Source organism: Kaistella sp. (assembly GCF_032060305.1).
GTDB lineage: Bacteria > Bacteroidota > Bacteroidia > Flavobacteriales > Weeksellaceae > Kaistella > Kaistella yananensis.
On record NZ_DAMBHK010000019.1, the window covers coordinates 19,747 to 34,915 of the forward strand.

Consider the following 15,169-nt stretch of genomic DNA (forward strand, 5'->3'; position numbering starts at 1 on the left):
AGAAATTCAAGCCCAATATGCATGAAAGCATTGGAATTGATGAGCATGCTTTTCTGAATCTCGTCATGGTTATGTTCATGAAAATATTTTCCGACTACAATTCCTGCGTTATTGATTAAAACATCAATCTTCCCCACTTCGGTACGCACTCGCTGCGCAGCAATTTTAACTTCATCCAAATTTGAAACATCTACATTATAGGTAAAAATTTCACCGCCAAGCGTCTGAAATTCATGTTTTGTAGTTGCGAGCGCTTCTGAATTGATATCCCAAATCACCAGTTTTTTCACACCTCTTTCCAAAGATTTTCTCGCCATAATTTTCCCGATTCCGGAACACCCGCCGGTAAGTAGAATTTTTTTATTTCTGAAATCCATTTTATCTTTATCTGTTTAATTTGGAGTAAATTTGTTTGAATTATAAAATAAATGTAATGAATTTTGAAAAGATATTAGCTGATCAGCGTACCTTTTTTAACAGCCAGAAAACCAAAAGCATCAAGTTCAGAAAAATGTATCTGGAAAAACTGCGAGATTTGATCATTAAAAATGAAGAACTGCTTTACGAGGCCATTTATAAAGACTTTGGAAAATCGAGATTTGATACTTATACGACAGAAATTTCTTTCATTTTAAAAGACATCGATTTTTACCTGAAAAACCTCAGTACCCTATCAAAGCCAAAGAAAGTCAAAACCAACCTTGCGAATCAACTTGGAACGAGTAAAATCCATAGCGAACCACTCGGTTGCACACTTGTGATCGGTGCATGGAATTATCCGTACCAACTCTCGCTTTCTCCTCTGGTTACTTCTATGGCAGCAGGAAATACCTGTATTGTAAAACCCAGCGAAGTTGCTGAAAATACGATGAAAGCAATGGCAAAAATCATCAATGAAAATTTTCCTAACGATTATATTTTCGTGGCAGAAGGCGCTGTGGAAGAAATTACGGAAATATTAAAACTAAAATTTGATAAAATATTTTTCACAGGAAGCACAAAAGTTGGACGAATCGTATATGAAGCTGCTGCGAAAAATTTAACACCGGTAACTTTGGAATTGGGTGGAAAAAGTCCAGCTATTGTCACTGCAAATGCTGATTTTGAGGTAGCAGCCAAAAGAATTGTTTGGGGGAAATTTCTTAATGCCGGACAAACGTGTGTGGCTCCGGATTATATTTTGGTGGATGAGAAAGTGAAAGACAGTTTTCTGGATACATTGAAATCTTACATTCAGAAATTCAATTACCAACCAGATTCGGAACATTATACAAAAATAATCAATCGAAGAAATTTCGACAGACTGGTAAATTTTATTGAAAAAGATAAGATCTATTTCGGTGGAAACTACGATTCTCAAAAGCTTTATATCGAACCCACGATTTTGCATGAAATCAGTTGGGAAGACGCTGTAATGCAGGAAGAAATTTTTGGTCCGATTTTGCCGGTTCTCACTTTTAATAATTTTAATGAAGCTTTGCTTAAAATCTCAGAAAAAGAAAAACCCTTGGCTGCTTATCTTTTCACCAATAATTCGGCAGAAAAAGAGAGTTTTACTTCGAAAATTTCCTTTGGTGGTGGATGTATTAACGATGTAGTGATGCATTTAAGCAATGAAAATTTACCATTCGGAGGTGTTGGTAATTCGGGAATTGGAAATTACCACGGAAAATTTGGCTTTGAAACTTTTTCCCATCAAAAAGCCGTTCTCGAGCGTGTAAATTGGGGCGAGCCCGATTTGAAATATCCGCCATACACGGAGAAAAAAATGAATTGGATTAAGAAACTACTATAAAAAAAGTTCCGGAAATTTCCGGAACTTTTTGTTTTATAATTTTGGCGCCCACTTCTCGAAAAACGCTTTCACTTTTTCTTTGCTATACCCCTTTCCCTCTTCTAGCACCGCGCTATCTTGCGTATGAATCATCTTTCCGCTTTGATCAAGAACGACAAAAACCGGGTATCCGAATTTCGCTCCCGGATTGTCATATTTCGCAAAAACTTTCTCGTTTTTGTTCTCCGGCGAATAATTCAAGTGGTAATAAAGGTAATTGGCATCCACAATTCCTTTCAATTCCGGAGTGGTTTGAACAAAATTGTTGAACCTTAGACACCAAATACACCAGTTTCCTCCGGCTTGTAAAATGATATTTTTATTCTCAGCTTTTGCCTTTTTTACCAATTCGTCGATTCGTGCTTCGGCATTTTCTGTTGCGTTATAAGGTTTCGGAAGTTTGGCTTTCTCCTCAGCTGCGGCTTTCTTTTTTGCTTCAGCAATTGCGGCGGAATCCTGATCTACGACAACAGTTGTTCCGGAAGATTTTTCAGCCGATTTTGTATCCGATTTTTGTGCACATCCTATTCCTGAAATAAAGACCGATGCGAACGCAAATACTTTTAAAATCCTTAATTTCATTGATTTTTGATTTTGATGTGCAAATTAACAAAATTAGCGGGACTGTTCACGTTAATAATTGCTAAATTTGCAAACTGTGAATTTTTTATTTAAAATTATCATTCTTTTTTCGAAGCTCCCGCTGCGGGTTTTATATGTACTGTCAGATGTTATTTTTTTTCTGATGTACAGTCTGGTGGGCTACAGAAAAGAAGTGGTGACCGAAAATCTCAAAAATTCATTTCCAAAAAAATCTGAGTCAGAAATTGACAAAATCCGTAAAAGTTTTTACCGGAATTTTTCTGATTATATAGTAGAAACCCTAAAAGCTTTTACCATTTCCTCCAAAGAACTTCGTGTAAGGGTTCAGCATCTTAATCAGGATGTTTTTCATAAGGCAAATGCTGAAAACAAAAACGTAATTCTGCTTACTGGCCATGTTTTTAACTGGGAATGGTTTAATGCTCTAGCAACAATTATTCCGCAAGAAAACTGCTTCCCGGTTTACCGCAAGGTTCAGAACAGTTTTTGGGAAGAAAAAATCAAAGGTATCCGCAACCGTTTCGGCAATACTGCGCTCGAAGCAAAAGAAGTGATTCGGCATATTCTCCGCAATCCTAATGACGGAAAATCAGTGTATATGTTTGTAGCAGATCAGTCACCGCATGTATCAGAAGTTTCTTTCGGATTAAATTTCCTGAACCAGAAAACTCCAGCTTTCATCGGATACGATAAACTTTCTACGAGGATGGATCTGGCTTTTGTTTTCTGTGAAATGAAAAAAGTGAAGCGCGGCTATTATCAGATCAATTATTACAGAATTTATCCCGAAGGCGAGCAGTTTGTGGAACATGAAGTGGTAAAGAAATTTCATAAACTTCTTGAAAACACTATCAATAAAAGGCCAGACAACTATCTTTGGTCCCACCGCAGATGGAAATACCAGCACGCCATAAAAGTGATGGATGACGCAAACTAAAAATCAAAATCCTTGAATTTAGCCATTGCCATATTGAACTGGAACGGAAAAAACTGGTTAGAAAAATTTCTTCCCAATGTAATTTCGCATTCAGAAAATACCGACGTTTATGTGATTGATAACGCTTCGACGGATGATTCTGTACTGTTTTTGAAACTGAACTTCCCGCAGGTAAAAATTATACAGAATACTGAAAATAAAGGATTTGCGGGCGGTTACAATGAAGGGTTGAAAAAAATTGATGCGGAGATTTACTGCCTACTGAATTCGGACGTGGAGGTTACCGAAAACTGGCTGAATCCGGTTTTAGATTTATTTCGAAAAGATTTAAAGATCGCGGCGGTTCAACCCAAAATTTTAGATTACAACCGCAGAAATTTCTTCGAATTTGCCGGTGCTGCCGGTGGTTTCATCGATAACCTGGGTTATCCGTACTGCCGTGGAAGAGTTTTTGAAAATATTGAAGAAGACAAAGGCCAATTCGATGACGAAACCGAAATTTTCTGGGCTTCTGGCTGCTGTTTATTTATACGTTCTGAAGATTTCAGGAAACAGAACGGTTTCGATGCGAGATTTTTTGCGCATCAGGAAGAAATCGATCTATGCTGGCGGCTTAAAAACGACGGAAAGAAAATTTTCTACACCGGAAAATCTACAGTTTATCATGTAGGAGGCGGAACTTTGAACAAGCAAAGCGCCCAAAAAACCTTCCTTAATATGCGGAATAATCTTTCCATGCTTGTGAAAAATCTTCCGTTTTCAATAGTTTTCTGGATTATTCTTTCACGACTGATTCTTGATGGCGCGGCAGCTTTATATTTTGCATTCAAAAACGGATTCCCTCATCTTTGGGCAGTTTTGCGGGCTCATTTCAGCTTTTATGCGCAGTTGCCGGAAACTATAAAATTACGCGGTAAAAATCAGATAAGAAATTACTATGAATCTAAATGGTTGATTTTTAAACACTTTATTTAATTAATTAGTCTTATTTCCACTGTTTTCTTTATTTAAAATTTTCTTACATTCTCTCGAAATCAAATAAATTGCATTACATTTATATAAATGAATGTAGATTTATATTTCATCATAACAATCATTGTTATCGTTATTTTGGCGATCGGGTTGCTGATTTATTTTTTTCAGCATAAATTTTTCTTTCAGCCGGAAAAACTTCCACCAGATTTCAAATTCGCTTACGAACATTTAAAAGCCTATGAAAAAACGGTTGAGCCCGAATCTGGCGCGAAAATAAATTATCTACATTTTCAGGTTGACGAACCGAAAGGCGTTGTGATTTACCTGAAAGGAAATACCAAAAGCATCAAAGGTTGGGGCAAATTTGCCATTGATTTCACGAGGTTAGGTTATGAAGTTATTATGATGGACTACCGCGGTTTCGGGAAAAGCACCGGAAAACGCACGGTAGAAGCCATGAAAAGAGACTCCCAATTTATTTATGATATTGTAAAAAAGGAATTTTCTGAGGAAAAAATTGTCGTGTACGGCCGCTCACTTGGCTCGGGATTCGCAGCAAGACTGGCAGCAAAAAATAATCCACGCCTTCTGATTTTAACCTCACCACTCTATTCTCTTCTGCGGACCATTCACCGGTATTTGCCGTTTATGCCGGCAAAGCCTTTTCTGCGGTACAACATACCCACATTTCGGTATTTAAAAAATGTAAAATGTCCTGTTAAAATTATTCATGGCAGCGATGACCGACTGGTCCCTATCAAAACCGCCGTAGATCTTTCAGAAATTAATCCGAAACTTACAAGACTCTACGTGATTTTGGGTGCAGGTCATATAAATGTGCATCATTTTGAAGAATATCACCATGTGATGGAAGAAATTTTCGATGAACGGAAAACAGTAATCGATAAAGAAAAAACCAGTTTAAACGTGAGACATAGAAACTAAAATTGCTTCTGCTTTTCACAATTCATTTATCTTTGCTGTAAATTTTTATTCTTAATGGAACTTATTATCATTATATTTCTGGTGCTGCTTAACGGGATTTTTTCCATGTCTGAAATGTCACTGGTGTCTTCCAGAAAATTTAAACTCGAAAATGCTGGCAAAAAAGGCAGTTCAGGAGCTAAAAAAGCGCTTGAACTTTCGGAACATCCAACAAAATTCCTTTCAACGGTACAGATAGGAATCACGCTTATCGGAATATTACTCGGTGTTTATTCTGGAGAAAATCTGACAACAGATTTGCAGCATTTTCTCAGCAGGTTTTCTGCTATTGAACCCTATTCAAAAACATTAGCCACGGCCGGTATTGTAATATTCATTACCTATCTGTCGATACTACTGGGCGAACTTCTGCCGAAGAGAATTGCTATGACGTATCCGGAAATTGTAATTACGATGGTAGCAAAACCAATGGATATTCTGTCAAAAATTACTTCCCCGTTTGTATGGCTGCTCAGTACTTCAAATAATTTAATCCTGAAATTATTGGGAATTAAAAGCAGTTCCGACAGTATTGTGACCGAAGAGGAAATAAAATCTATCATAAAAGAAAGCGCCCAGGAAGGTGAAATCGATATTATAGAACACAATATTGTAGAGCGCGTTTTCGAACTTGGTGACCGAAAAATCAACACATTGCTTACGCACAGAACTGCAATGACTTTTTTCAGTACTGAAGATTCGTTACCGGAAATTCTAGCGAAAATTAAAAACGATAAACATACCGCCTATCCGGTAACCAAAAAAAATAACCTAGATGACATTCTTGGAATCGTTTTATTGAAAGACCTTTTTCCCATTGAAGAATCCGAAAAATTCGATATTAAAAAATATGTAAAACAGCCTCTTTATTTCAACGAAAACAGTTATGCCTATAAAGCTCTTGAAGTTTTCAAAAAAGAGAAAAACCACTACGGAATTGTAATCGACGAGTACGGAAACACGGTGGGAATGATTACTTTGGGTGATTTGCTGGATGCTTTGGTTGGTGACACCGCGACCGAAGACAACTTCGATTACCGAATCACCGAACGGAACGAAAATTCCTGGCTGGCTGACGGGCAGGTGCCGATTGTAGAATTCCTGAAGTATTTTGACATTGAATATGAGTTCGATAACAAAGATAATTACACCACCTTGGTTGGCTTTTTCCTGAATCAACATCACGGCGTGACACAGATTGGTGATAAAATCAATATTGAGGATCTTGAACTTGAAATTCTGGATAAAGATGGCCAGCGTGTAGATAAAATCCTCATTACAAGAACTAAGCCTTAATAATCATGGCAAAAATCCTTCAGTATTTTCAGGAAAAGGTAGTGTTTCTTCCCGTTCCGTTGCACCCAAAACATGAATTCAACTTTGAAGTTGATTTTGAAGAATATTTATGGGAAACTCCTTTTGAAGGCTTAATAAATGTGCTGCACTTTAAAATTAAAAATCCCAAAGGCATAATCCTGTATTTTCATGGGAATGCCGATAACCTTCACCGTTGGGGTAAAATTGCCTCGGAGTTTACTAAATTTGGTTATGACATACTGATAATGGATTACCGTGGCTACGGAAAAAGCTCAGGTTCAAGAAACGAAAAATTTCTATATTCTGACGCACAGTTTGTGTATGATTTCGCAAAACAGCATTATGGAGAAGAAAACATAATTGTGTACGGAAGAAGTCTTGGCGGTGCATTTGCCGTAAAAATGGCTGCCGATAACAATCCAAAAGTGGTTATTCTTGAAGCTACATTTTATAATCTGCAGGATATCGCCAACCGTTGGCTTCCTGTTAAAGTAACTGATAAAGTTTCCACCAAAATGACATATCATTTTCTTTCCAACGAAAATATTCTCAATATAAACACCGCTCTTTACCACTTTCATGGAACCAAGGACAAAATAGTTCCCATAAATTCAGGAAAAAAACTTTTCAAAGTATTTGCTGATCACCATCCTTCTCTTCCAAAAAAATTTATAGAAATTGAAGGCGGAACTCATGATGATCTGGCGAAATTTCAGCAATACACTGACCAAATGAGAGAAATTTTAAAATAACTTACAAATCATCAAATTAGATTTAATTCAAAAACCTTAAGCAATTCATGATAGACTTCTGCGCCATCGATTTCGAAACAGCCACCCACGAACGCAACTCTGCCTGCGAAATGGGAATCTGCGTTGTGGAAAACGGAGAGATTGTAAAAACCCAGACCTGGCTTATAAAACCGCCGAGTTTCCCTTACTTCCATCCAAGAAATATTGATGTTCACGGAATTCTTCCTGAAGATGTGCAGGATGCACCTACCTTTGAAGATATTTGGCATGAAGCGGAAAACCTGATGTACGGAAATCTTATGATTGCTCACAACGCAGCTTTTGATGCGGGTGTACTGCGCAGTTGTCTCGATTATTACGGTTTTTTCAAGCCAAAAATTAATTACCTCTGCAGTATTTCGGTCGCGAAGAAATCGTGGAAAAATCTTCCCAAATATGGATTGAAGAGTCTGGCTGAGCATCACCACCTCTCCTTCAACCATCACCGTGCCGGGGACGATGCGGAAGTTTGCGCTAAAATTTCGCTGCTGGCTTTCGATAAACTGATGGTTACCTCGAACGACGAAGTTCAGGAAGTAATGAAGAAGAACATGAAATTGCTCTAACTTCTCAAACTTTTAAACAAAAAAAACGGCATCAGCAGTAAGCTGCACCGTTTAAATTATATTTTGAATCATTTCTTAATTGCTTAAAACCTCTGCCATCAGGTTAAATTTGGGAATATCAATCGCTAAATTTTCGCTGTTGTGAAGATTGATGCAAAAATAAACACCGCTCATACTGCCGACTCCCGAGCGCAGCACAACATTAGAAAAATATTTGAATGTTTCTCCAGGATTGATTTCGGGAGTAAGACCTATGACACCATCGCCTTCCACTTCAGTGTAACCGAAACCTACATCATAAATCAGCCATTTCCTTTTCAAAAGCTGCACCGGATGGTCGCCAAGGTTTTCGATGGTTACATGATACCTGAATACAAAACGGTTTTCAGACGGAAAACTGTTTTTAATATCATATTCGGGAATTACAGAAACTTTAATATCAAAGGTAGTTGTAGAAAACATTTCAGTAGATTTTTTAGGGGAAATGCAAAAATCCCGCCTTTTCAGTACGGGATTTCATTTATTTTATAAATCGCTCGGATAAATTTATAATTCAAGCGCTTTTCTTTCGTCGCCTCCCATTAAGAATTCAACAGGATTGTCGATTGCTTCTTTTACTGCAACCAGGAAACCAACAGATTCTTTACCATCGATAATTCTATGGTCGTACGAAAGTGCAACATACATCATCGGCCGAATTACTACCTGCCCGTCAATCGCCATCGGTCTTTGCAGGATATTGTGCATTCCCAGAATTGCAGACTGGGGCGGGTTGATAATTGGCGTTGACATCATAGATCCGAAAGTTCCGCCGTTTGTTACCGTAAATGTACCGCCAGTCATTTCATCAACAGTAATTTTACCGTCTCTTACTTTTTCTGCCAAAGATTTGATGTTGGCTTCTACTCCACGGAAGGTCATGTTTTCAGCATTTCTTAAAACCGGAACCATCAAGCCTTTTGGTCCAGAAACCGCGATTGAAATATCGCAGAAATCGTAATTAATTTTGTAATCTCCATCAATTGAAGCATTTACATCAGGATACATTTGAAGTGCTCTGGTAACCGCTTTGGTGAAGAATGACATAAATCCTAAACCTACACCGTGTTTTTGAGCAAATTCTTCCTTATATTGTTTTCTGATTCTGAAGATTTCAGACATGTCAACTTCATTGAAAGTCGTCAACATTGCGGTTTCATTTTTCACAGAAACCAATCTTGCTGCCAATTTTCTTCTGAGAACTGAAAGTTTTGTGGTGCTTGAAGATCTTGATCCGCCAGTAGATGATGCAGCACCCATTGCAGGTACGGAAGCAGTTTCAGCGTCCTGTTTTGTGATTCTGCCATCTTTTCCTGAACCGGAAACTTGTGATGCATCTACTCCTTTCTCATCAAGGATTTTCTTTGCAGCAGGTGAAGGAGTTCCGGTTGCGTAAGAAGTTGGTTTTGCCTCTTCTTTTTTCGCTTCCTGAACGATTGCAGGTTTTTCAACCACTTTTTGTTCTGCTTTCGGAGCTTCTGCGTTTTCTGCTTTTGGAGCTTCCGCAGCAGGAGCTGAACCTTCAGGTTTTTTGGCATCCATGTCGATTAAACAAACTACTTGACCAACTTGTACCACTTCACCTTCTTCGGCTTTTAAAGTGATAATTCCGCTTTCTTCAGCAGGTAAATCAAGAGTTGCTTTGTCGGAATCAACTTCAGCAATGGGTTGGTCCTTTTCTACATAATCGCCGTCTTTTACCAACCATGATGCGATTTCAACTTCTGTGATGGATTCTCCCGGTGAAGGGACTTTCATTTCTAATATTGACATCGGGTTTATTTTTGTTTATTATTTAAAAATTAATTATGCTGTAACCGGTCTTTTTGCAGGAGCATCATCGCGGTCGAAAACTCTGTTGATTACATTATTTTGGTTTCTTTCGAACATTTTGTGACTACCCGGAGCCGGTGATCCACTGGCAACCGGTGCAATCACCTGAATTCCTGTATCTCTGAAATTACGCAGGATATATGCCCACGCTCCCATATTTTCAGGCTCTTCCTGAACCCAAACCAATTGCGTTCTGCTGCTGTATTTGCTTAAGATCTCTTCGATCTTATCTTGTTGAAGAGGGTAAAGCTGCTCTAATCTTACCAATGCAATATTTTCGCAGTTCAGTTCTTCTTTTTTGGCTAAAAGCTCGTAGTAAATCTTACCTGAACACAGGATTAGTTTTTCAATTTTCTTCGGATTTGCAACAGCATCATCAATAACTGGCTGGAACGTTCCGGTCGCAAAATCTTCTAACGGAGATACTACTTTCGGATGACGCAACAGTGATTTCGGAGTCATTACAACCAGCGGTTTTCTGAAATTCCACTTCAGCTGTCTTCTCAACAAGTGGAAATAGTTTGCCGGCGTAGTTGCATTGGCTACAGTCATATTTTCGTTGGCGCAAAGTCCTAAAAATCTTTCGAGTCTCGCAGATGAGTGTTCAGCACCCTGACCTTCAAAACCGTGAGGCAAGAGCATCACCAACCCATTCTGGATTTTCCATTTTTCTTCAGCGGCTGCTAAATACTGGTCGATGATAATCTGAGCTCCGTTGACGAAATCCCCAAACTGTGCTTCCCAGATTGTAAGTGTATTTGGTGAAGCCATGGCATAACCATAATCAAAACCAAGAACTCCATATTCTGAAAGATGCGAATTATAAATATCGAAACGGCTCTCGGAAATATGTCTTAACGGGATGTATTCTTCTTCTGTATCTTCTGTTTTTACCATTGCGTGACGGTGAGAAAAAGTTCCTCTTTCCACGTCTTCCCCGGAAATACGTACATTTTTACCTTCAGTAAGTAAGGTTGCATAAGCAAGCCACTCCCCAAGTGCCCAATCGAGTGAATTGCTCTCGATCATTTTCAGACGGTTTTCGAAAAGTCTGGTTATTTTCGAAATGAATTTTTTATCAGCCGGTAAAGTAGTCATTTTTACAGCCAGCTCTTTCAGTGCTTTAATATCGAATCCTGTATCTACGCTGTTCTGCATTGCACCACGCGGACAAAGCGGGAAATCTTTCCAGGCATCTTCCATAAAGATAGCCATGGCATTTTTTTCAATTTCCTTCGATGCGTCATAGTCTGCATCCAATAGATTTTTGAATTCGCTTTCCATTTTTTTCAGCACTTCATCAGAAACAATTCCTTCCTTAATAAGCACTTCTTTGTAAATCTCGCGTGGATTTGGATGTTTTGAAATTGCTTTATAAAGATTCGGCTGGGTAAAACGAGGCTCATCACCTTCATTGTGACCGTATTTTCTGTAGCCTAATAAATCGATGTACACGTCTTTACCAAACTGAGCACGGAAATCTGCTGCAAATCTGATGGCATGTACTACAGCTTCCACATCATCAGCATTTACGTGCATCACCGGAGATTCGGTAACTTTAGCAATATCTGTACAGTAAATGGAAGAACGTGCATCCAGGTAATTGGTTGTAAATGAAACCTGATTGTTTACAACAATATGAACTGTACCGCCGGTTTTGTAACCTTCAAGGGTCATCATCTGCGCAACTTCGTACACAATTCCCTGGCCGGCAATTGCACCGTCACCGTGAATTACGATCGGTAAAACTTTCTTGTAGTCGTGGTAGGTATCATCTACTTTCGCACGGCAAATACCTTCAACCAAAGCTGCAACGGTTTCCAGATGCGAGGGATTCGGGGTTAGGTTGATTGAAACTTCTTCTCCGTTGGCTGTTTTTATTTTTTTGGATGAACCCAAGTGATATTTTACATCACCTGAAAATACATCCTCCTCAAATTCTTTTCCTTCAAATTCTGAGAAAATCTGTTTGTAAGATTTCCCGAAAATATTGGTGAGTACATTTAATCTTCCACGGTGAGCCATTCCTAACACCACTTCATCAACTCCGTGTTGCGAAGAACGCGTGATGAGCTGATCAAGCGCAGGAATTAGCGATTCACCTCCTTCAAGTGAAAATCTCTTCTGCCCAACGAATTTGGTGTGCAGATAATTTTCAAAAGCAACGGCCTGGTTTAGCTTGCCTAAAATTTCAGTTTTCTCAGAAGCATTGAGCTGAGCACGGTTTTCGTTTACCTGAAGCCATTTTCTGATATACAGTTTTTCATCCGTATTATTAATGTGCATATACTCTACCCCGATAGATTCGCAATAGATATTTTCTAAACGTTTTACAATATCCTGAAGTGTTGCTGCGCCCGGCATTCCGATTTCTGTAGCGGAATTGAATTTACGGGTAAGGTCGGTCTGCGTAAGTCCGAAATTTTCGATCGCCAGTGTAGGCTCATAATGTCTTCTCTGGCGAACAGGGTTGGTATTGGTAAACAAATGCCCTCTGTGTCTGTAAGCCTCAATTAAATTTAAAACTTTGAATTCTCTCTGAATATCATCCGGAATTTGACCACTTGATGCAGACTGATTTGCAAACTGCACTACTTTTTCAGATGAATTTGCTGAAACTGAAGTATTTTCAGAAGATTCGTCACCGTAATTTTCGAGCGCAAAATCAAATCCCTGGAAAAATGCTTTCCAGGAAGGCTCCAGACTATCGGGATATCTTAAATATTGTTGGTATAAGTCTTCGATTAACTGCGAATGAGCAGCGTTCAGGAATGAAAATTTGTCCATTATTTACAGATTAACTGTTGTTGATTTATTTTACTACAAATTTAAGCAAAATAAGTGAACTAATAAAGCTGAAAAATTTTAAAAAACAATTAAACAAATCATCTGTAAACCGGCAAAGATAATTTCATCACTGTATTACTTTCCACAGCCGGTTCTTCGAGGAAGGTTTGCTGCAGATCGCCGGTACGCATCGTATCTTTTTTGGCCTGCTGAAGGAGTTGCTGTATTGCACTAATTCGGCCTGAATAACTGCCCCGGTAATAAATGACATAGTTTCTGGACGCATTCACCGTTCTGAAGGTGAAGTTGTTATCGGATACACCAATTCTTTTGGAAAGCGGTATTCCGTAGTAATAAGAAACTTCTTTATCTTTAAAATTATTGGCATTAGTGATTAAAACCGGCTCGCCGTACTCGTCTTCTCTCTTCCGCAAATCCATTGTTATAAAGTTGAGGGTTTTGTTATGGTTCATCACGATATTCTTGAAAAGCGCGTCTTTGGTATTCTTGGAATTTACATTCACACCTAAGAGAAGCTGGCCTTCTTTTTCTTCCACCATCAAACTGTCGAATTTCAAATTTTCGCGCGCCTGTTCTTTATTGACTTTGTTGCCTAAGATGTTAAAGAGCGTAATCATTCCGCTTTCAATATTCTGGTTGATATCGTCTTCTGAAATTAAATTAAGTGAACGTTTGAGGAAAGGCTGCTTCGGAGTATGAACATACCAAATGACTCTGGTCTTTCCATTTGCCGGAATAAATTTTAAATCGATAAGATAAGGATTGCGGTTTCGGCCTTCGAATAACTGATAACGAAGTGTTTTGTTTGGATTTTCGTAACGGATAAACAAGTCACCAAAAACATCTTCGTTTTTTTTATCGTGGTAACTCATAGAACTTCCCTGACCTTCATAAGGGGTAAAAAAATCGAAAGTAAGATTTTTGTTCCTGGCAAAGAAGCCACTCCAGCGGCTGAAATTCTGGAGATTATTAAACTGTGGAAAAACCTTATCGACAGGATAATTGATTTCTTTTTCAACGGTGAAACTCTTGCTTTCTGCCACGAAAGTCATAGAGACGGCGTACACTGCCAATAAAAAGATGATAATTAAAGTTCCGAATTTTAACCAACGCATGGGCAAAAATACAAAAATCTCTCACACAAAAAACGCGGCAGTATAAATATTGCCGCGTTGTATAGGTGTTTCTGTTTTAAGGGATAATTGTTCCGGGGTGTATAACCGCATTCTTCTTCACGACTACAATACCGTCTTTTATAGAATGGGTATCGTAATCACCATCCTGGAGGTGTTTACCGCCAATAATTCTTACATTATCACCAATCCTGCAGTTTTTGTCCAAGATCGCACGTTCGATATAGCAGTATTTCCCTACACCAAGATTTGCTGTACCGTTCTGGTCATTTATTACGATTTCTTTGGTATCCTGATAATAGTCGGCACCCATCATATAGGTATTTATAAGTGTACTTCCTTTATCGATACGGCTTCTGTTTCCCACAATTGAGTTTTCAATTTTATCTGCCATTACCACACAACCGTCACCAAAAATAGCTTTACTCACGTATGAACCCAGTATTTTGGATGGTGGAAGCATTCTCGCGCGGGTATAAATCGGCGAATGACTGAATAAATTAAATTTCGGGAAATCCTGCGTGAGCTCCAGATTGGCATCAAAAAACGACTGTATTGTACCGATATCCGTCCAGTATCCATCATATTGATAACTGATCATTTTAAAGGTTCCAATCCCGTTCGGAATAAGTTCGCCACCGAAATCATCTCCCGGATCATTATCAAACATTTTTTTCAGCATATTTTTACTGAACACATAAATGCCCATTGAGGCAAGAAACTCTTTACCCTCGGATCTGCCTTTTTCAGAAACTTCAGATTTCCATTCATCCAACACCTCATGGGATGGTTTTTCGATAAACGAGGTAATATTACCGTCGTCATCCGCTTTTAAGATACCAAATCCAGGCGCATCATGACAGTTCACAGGAATCGTTGCAATGGTAATATCCGCTTCCTTACTGCAGTGGAAATCGATCATCGCACGAAAATCCATCTGATAAAGCTGATCGCCGGAAAGTATCAGAATATAATCATATTCATACTTATCGAGATGCTTCATCGACTGTCGCACCGCATCAGCCGTACCCTGATACCACTGGTCGTTTTCGACATTCTGTTCTGCAGCCAAAATATCTACGAAACCCTTACTGAAGATATCAAAATGGTAAGAATTTTTGATGTGAGAATTTAAAGAAGCCGAATTAAACTGCGTTAAAACCAAAATCCTGTTGAATCCCGAATTCAGGCAGTTGGAAATCGGAATATCCACCAATCTGTATTTTCCGGCTATTGGAACCGCCGGTTTAGAGCGCGAATAAGTTAAAGGAAACAACCGTGTTCCGCGTCCACCGCCGAGCACTATTGAGATGACACTTGGTTTCATAGGATTAAATTTTTGTGTTTGC

The 15,169-nt window shown here is 38.7% G+C and carries 14 protein-coding genes; 7 read left to right on the forward strand and 7 right to left on the reverse strand.

Annotation, left to right across the window (positions count from 1 at the left end):
- The coding region (locus V5N63_RS04325) for an SDR family NAD(P)-dependent oxidoreductase (RefSeq protein WP_332032956.1) at window positions 1–377 on the reverse strand (377 nt) is incomplete at its 3' end.
- Between the two features lie 56 nt (window positions 378–433).
- On the opposite strand from V5N63_RS04325, the gene V5N63_RS04330 reads away from it, so the two are divergent.
- Window positions 434–1,795, forward strand: a complete 1,362-nt coding sequence (locus V5N63_RS04330) for an aldehyde dehydrogenase (protein WP_332032957.1) — start codon at window positions 434–436, stop codon at window positions 1,793–1,795.
- A gap of 33 nt (window positions 1,796–1,828) precedes the next feature.
- Here V5N63_RS04330 and V5N63_RS04335 read toward each other — a convergent pair whose 3' ends face one another.
- Window positions 1,829–2,416, reverse strand: coding sequence for a thioredoxin family protein (locus V5N63_RS04335; protein ID WP_332032958.1), 588 nt, complete (start codon window positions 2,414–2,416; stop codon window positions 1,829–1,831).
- A gap of 76 nt (window positions 2,417–2,492) precedes the next feature.
- On the opposite strand from V5N63_RS04335, the gene V5N63_RS04340 reads away from it, so the two are divergent.
- From V5N63_RS04340 to V5N63_RS04365, 6 genes are all read left to right on the forward strand, one after another.
- Window positions 2,493–3,374 carry a lysophospholipid acyltransferase family protein gene (locus tag V5N63_RS04340; RefSeq protein WP_332032959.1) on the forward strand — a complete coding sequence of 294 codons (882 nt, stop codon included), beginning with the start codon at window positions 2,493–2,495 and terminating at the stop codon, window positions 3,372–3,374.
- A gap of 12 nt (window positions 3,375–3,386) precedes the next feature.
- Complete coding sequence (locus V5N63_RS04345; RefSeq protein WP_332032960.1) at window positions 3,387–4,349, forward strand: glycosyltransferase family 2 protein; 963 nt, start codon at window positions 3,387–3,389, stop codon at window positions 4,347–4,349.
- An 87-nt stretch (window positions 4,350–4,436) separates the two neighbouring features.
- Entirely contained in the window at window positions 4,437–5,294 is an 858-nt protein-coding gene (locus tag V5N63_RS04350) for an alpha/beta hydrolase (protein ID WP_332032961.1), read from the forward strand.
- A 54-nt stretch (window positions 5,295–5,348) separates the two neighbouring features.
- The gene (locus tag V5N63_RS04355) at window positions 5,349–6,629 is read left to right on the forward strand and encodes a hemolysin family protein (RefSeq protein ID WP_332032962.1); all 1,281 of its coding nucleotides are present in this window, start codon (window positions 5,349–5,351) and stop codon (window positions 6,627–6,629) included.
- Window positions 6,630–6,634: 5 nt separating this feature from the next.
- A complete protein-coding gene (locus V5N63_RS04360; RefSeq protein ID WP_332032963.1) occupies window positions 6,635–7,402 on the forward strand; it encodes an alpha/beta hydrolase in 768 nt (255 codons plus the stop codon).
- A 47-nt stretch (window positions 7,403–7,449) separates the two neighbouring features.
- Window positions 7,450–8,007 carry a 3'-5' exonuclease gene (locus V5N63_RS04365; protein ID WP_332032964.1) on the forward strand — a complete coding sequence of 186 codons (558 nt, stop codon included), beginning with the start codon at window positions 7,450–7,452 and terminating at the stop codon, window positions 8,005–8,007.
- A 75-nt stretch (window positions 8,008–8,082) separates the two neighbouring features.
- Here the strand turns inward: V5N63_RS04365 and apaG are convergent, their stop codons facing one another.
- From apaG to V5N63_RS04390, 5 genes are all read right to left on the reverse strand, one after another.
- The gene (gene apaG, locus V5N63_RS04370) at window positions 8,083–8,469 is read right to left on the reverse strand and encodes a Co2+/Mg2+ efflux protein ApaG (protein WP_265144817.1); all 387 of its coding nucleotides are present in this window, start codon (window positions 8,467–8,469) and stop codon (window positions 8,083–8,085) included.
- Between the two features lie 84 nt (window positions 8,470–8,553).
- A complete protein-coding gene (gene odhB, locus V5N63_RS04375) occupies window positions 8,554–9,819 on the reverse strand; it encodes a 2-oxoglutarate dehydrogenase complex dihydrolipoyllysine-residue succinyltransferase (protein ID WP_332032965.1) in 1,266 nt (421 codons plus the stop codon).
- Between the two features lie 33 nt (window positions 9,820–9,852).
- On the reverse strand, window positions 9,853–12,666 hold the full coding sequence (locus tag V5N63_RS04380) for a 2-oxoglutarate dehydrogenase E1 component (protein ID WP_332032966.1): 2,814 nt from the start codon (window positions 12,664–12,666) through the stop codon (window positions 9,853–9,855).
- A gap of 98 nt (window positions 12,667–12,764) precedes the next feature.
- Complete coding sequence (locus V5N63_RS04385; RefSeq protein WP_332032967.1) at window positions 12,765–13,802, reverse strand: polyketide cyclase; 1,038 nt, start codon at window positions 13,800–13,802, stop codon at window positions 12,765–12,767.
- A 76-nt stretch (window positions 13,803–13,878) separates the two neighbouring features.
- Window positions 13,879–15,147 carry a glucose-1-phosphate adenylyltransferase gene (locus tag V5N63_RS04390; protein WP_332032968.1) on the reverse strand — a complete coding sequence of 423 codons (1,269 nt, stop codon included), beginning with the start codon at window positions 15,145–15,147 and terminating at the stop codon, window positions 13,879–13,881.
- Window positions 15,148–15,169 lie beyond the last annotated feature (22 nt).

Bases quoted from the DNA above. Each gene is read 5' to 3' on its own strand.
- apaG (WP_265144817.1), bottom strand. From the start codon at position 8,469: ATGTTTTCTACAACTACCTTTGATATTAAAGTTTCTGTAATTCCCGAA.
- V5N63_RS04380 (WP_332032966.1), bottom strand. From the start codon at position 12,666: ATGGACAAATTTTCATTCCTGAACGCTGCTCATTCGCAGTTAATCGAA.
- V5N63_RS04360 (WP_332032963.1), top strand. From the start codon at position 6,635: ATGGCAAAAATCCTTCAGTATTTTCAGGAAAAGGTAGTGTTTCTTCCC.
- V5N63_RS04335 (WP_332032958.1), bottom strand. From the start codon at position 2,416: ATGAAATTAAGGATTTTAAAAGTATTTGCGTTCGCATCGGTCTTTATT.
- V5N63_RS04365 (WP_332032964.1), top strand. From the start codon at position 7,450: ATGATAGACTTCTGCGCCATCGATTTCGAAACAGCCACCCACGAACGC.
- V5N63_RS04355 (WP_332032962.1), top strand. From the start codon at position 5,349: ATGGAACTTATTATCATTATATTTCTGGTGCTGCTTAACGGGATTTTT.
- V5N63_RS04330 (WP_332032957.1), top strand. From the start codon at position 434: ATGAATTTTGAAAAGATATTAGCTGATCAGCGTACCTTTTTTAACAGC.
- V5N63_RS04350 (WP_332032961.1), top strand. From the start codon at position 4,437: ATGAATGTAGATTTATATTTCATCATAACAATCATTGTTATCGTTATT.
- odhB (WP_332032965.1), bottom strand. From the start codon at position 9,819: ATGTCAATATTAGAAATGAAAGTCCCTTCACCGGGAGAATCCATCACA.
- V5N63_RS04385 (WP_332032967.1), bottom strand. From the start codon at position 13,802: ATGCGTTGGTTAAAATTCGGAACTTTAATTATCATCTTTTTATTGGCA.
- V5N63_RS04390 (WP_332032968.1), bottom strand. From the start codon at position 15,147: ATGAAACCAAGTGTCATCTCAATAGTGCTCGGCGGTGGACGCGGAACA.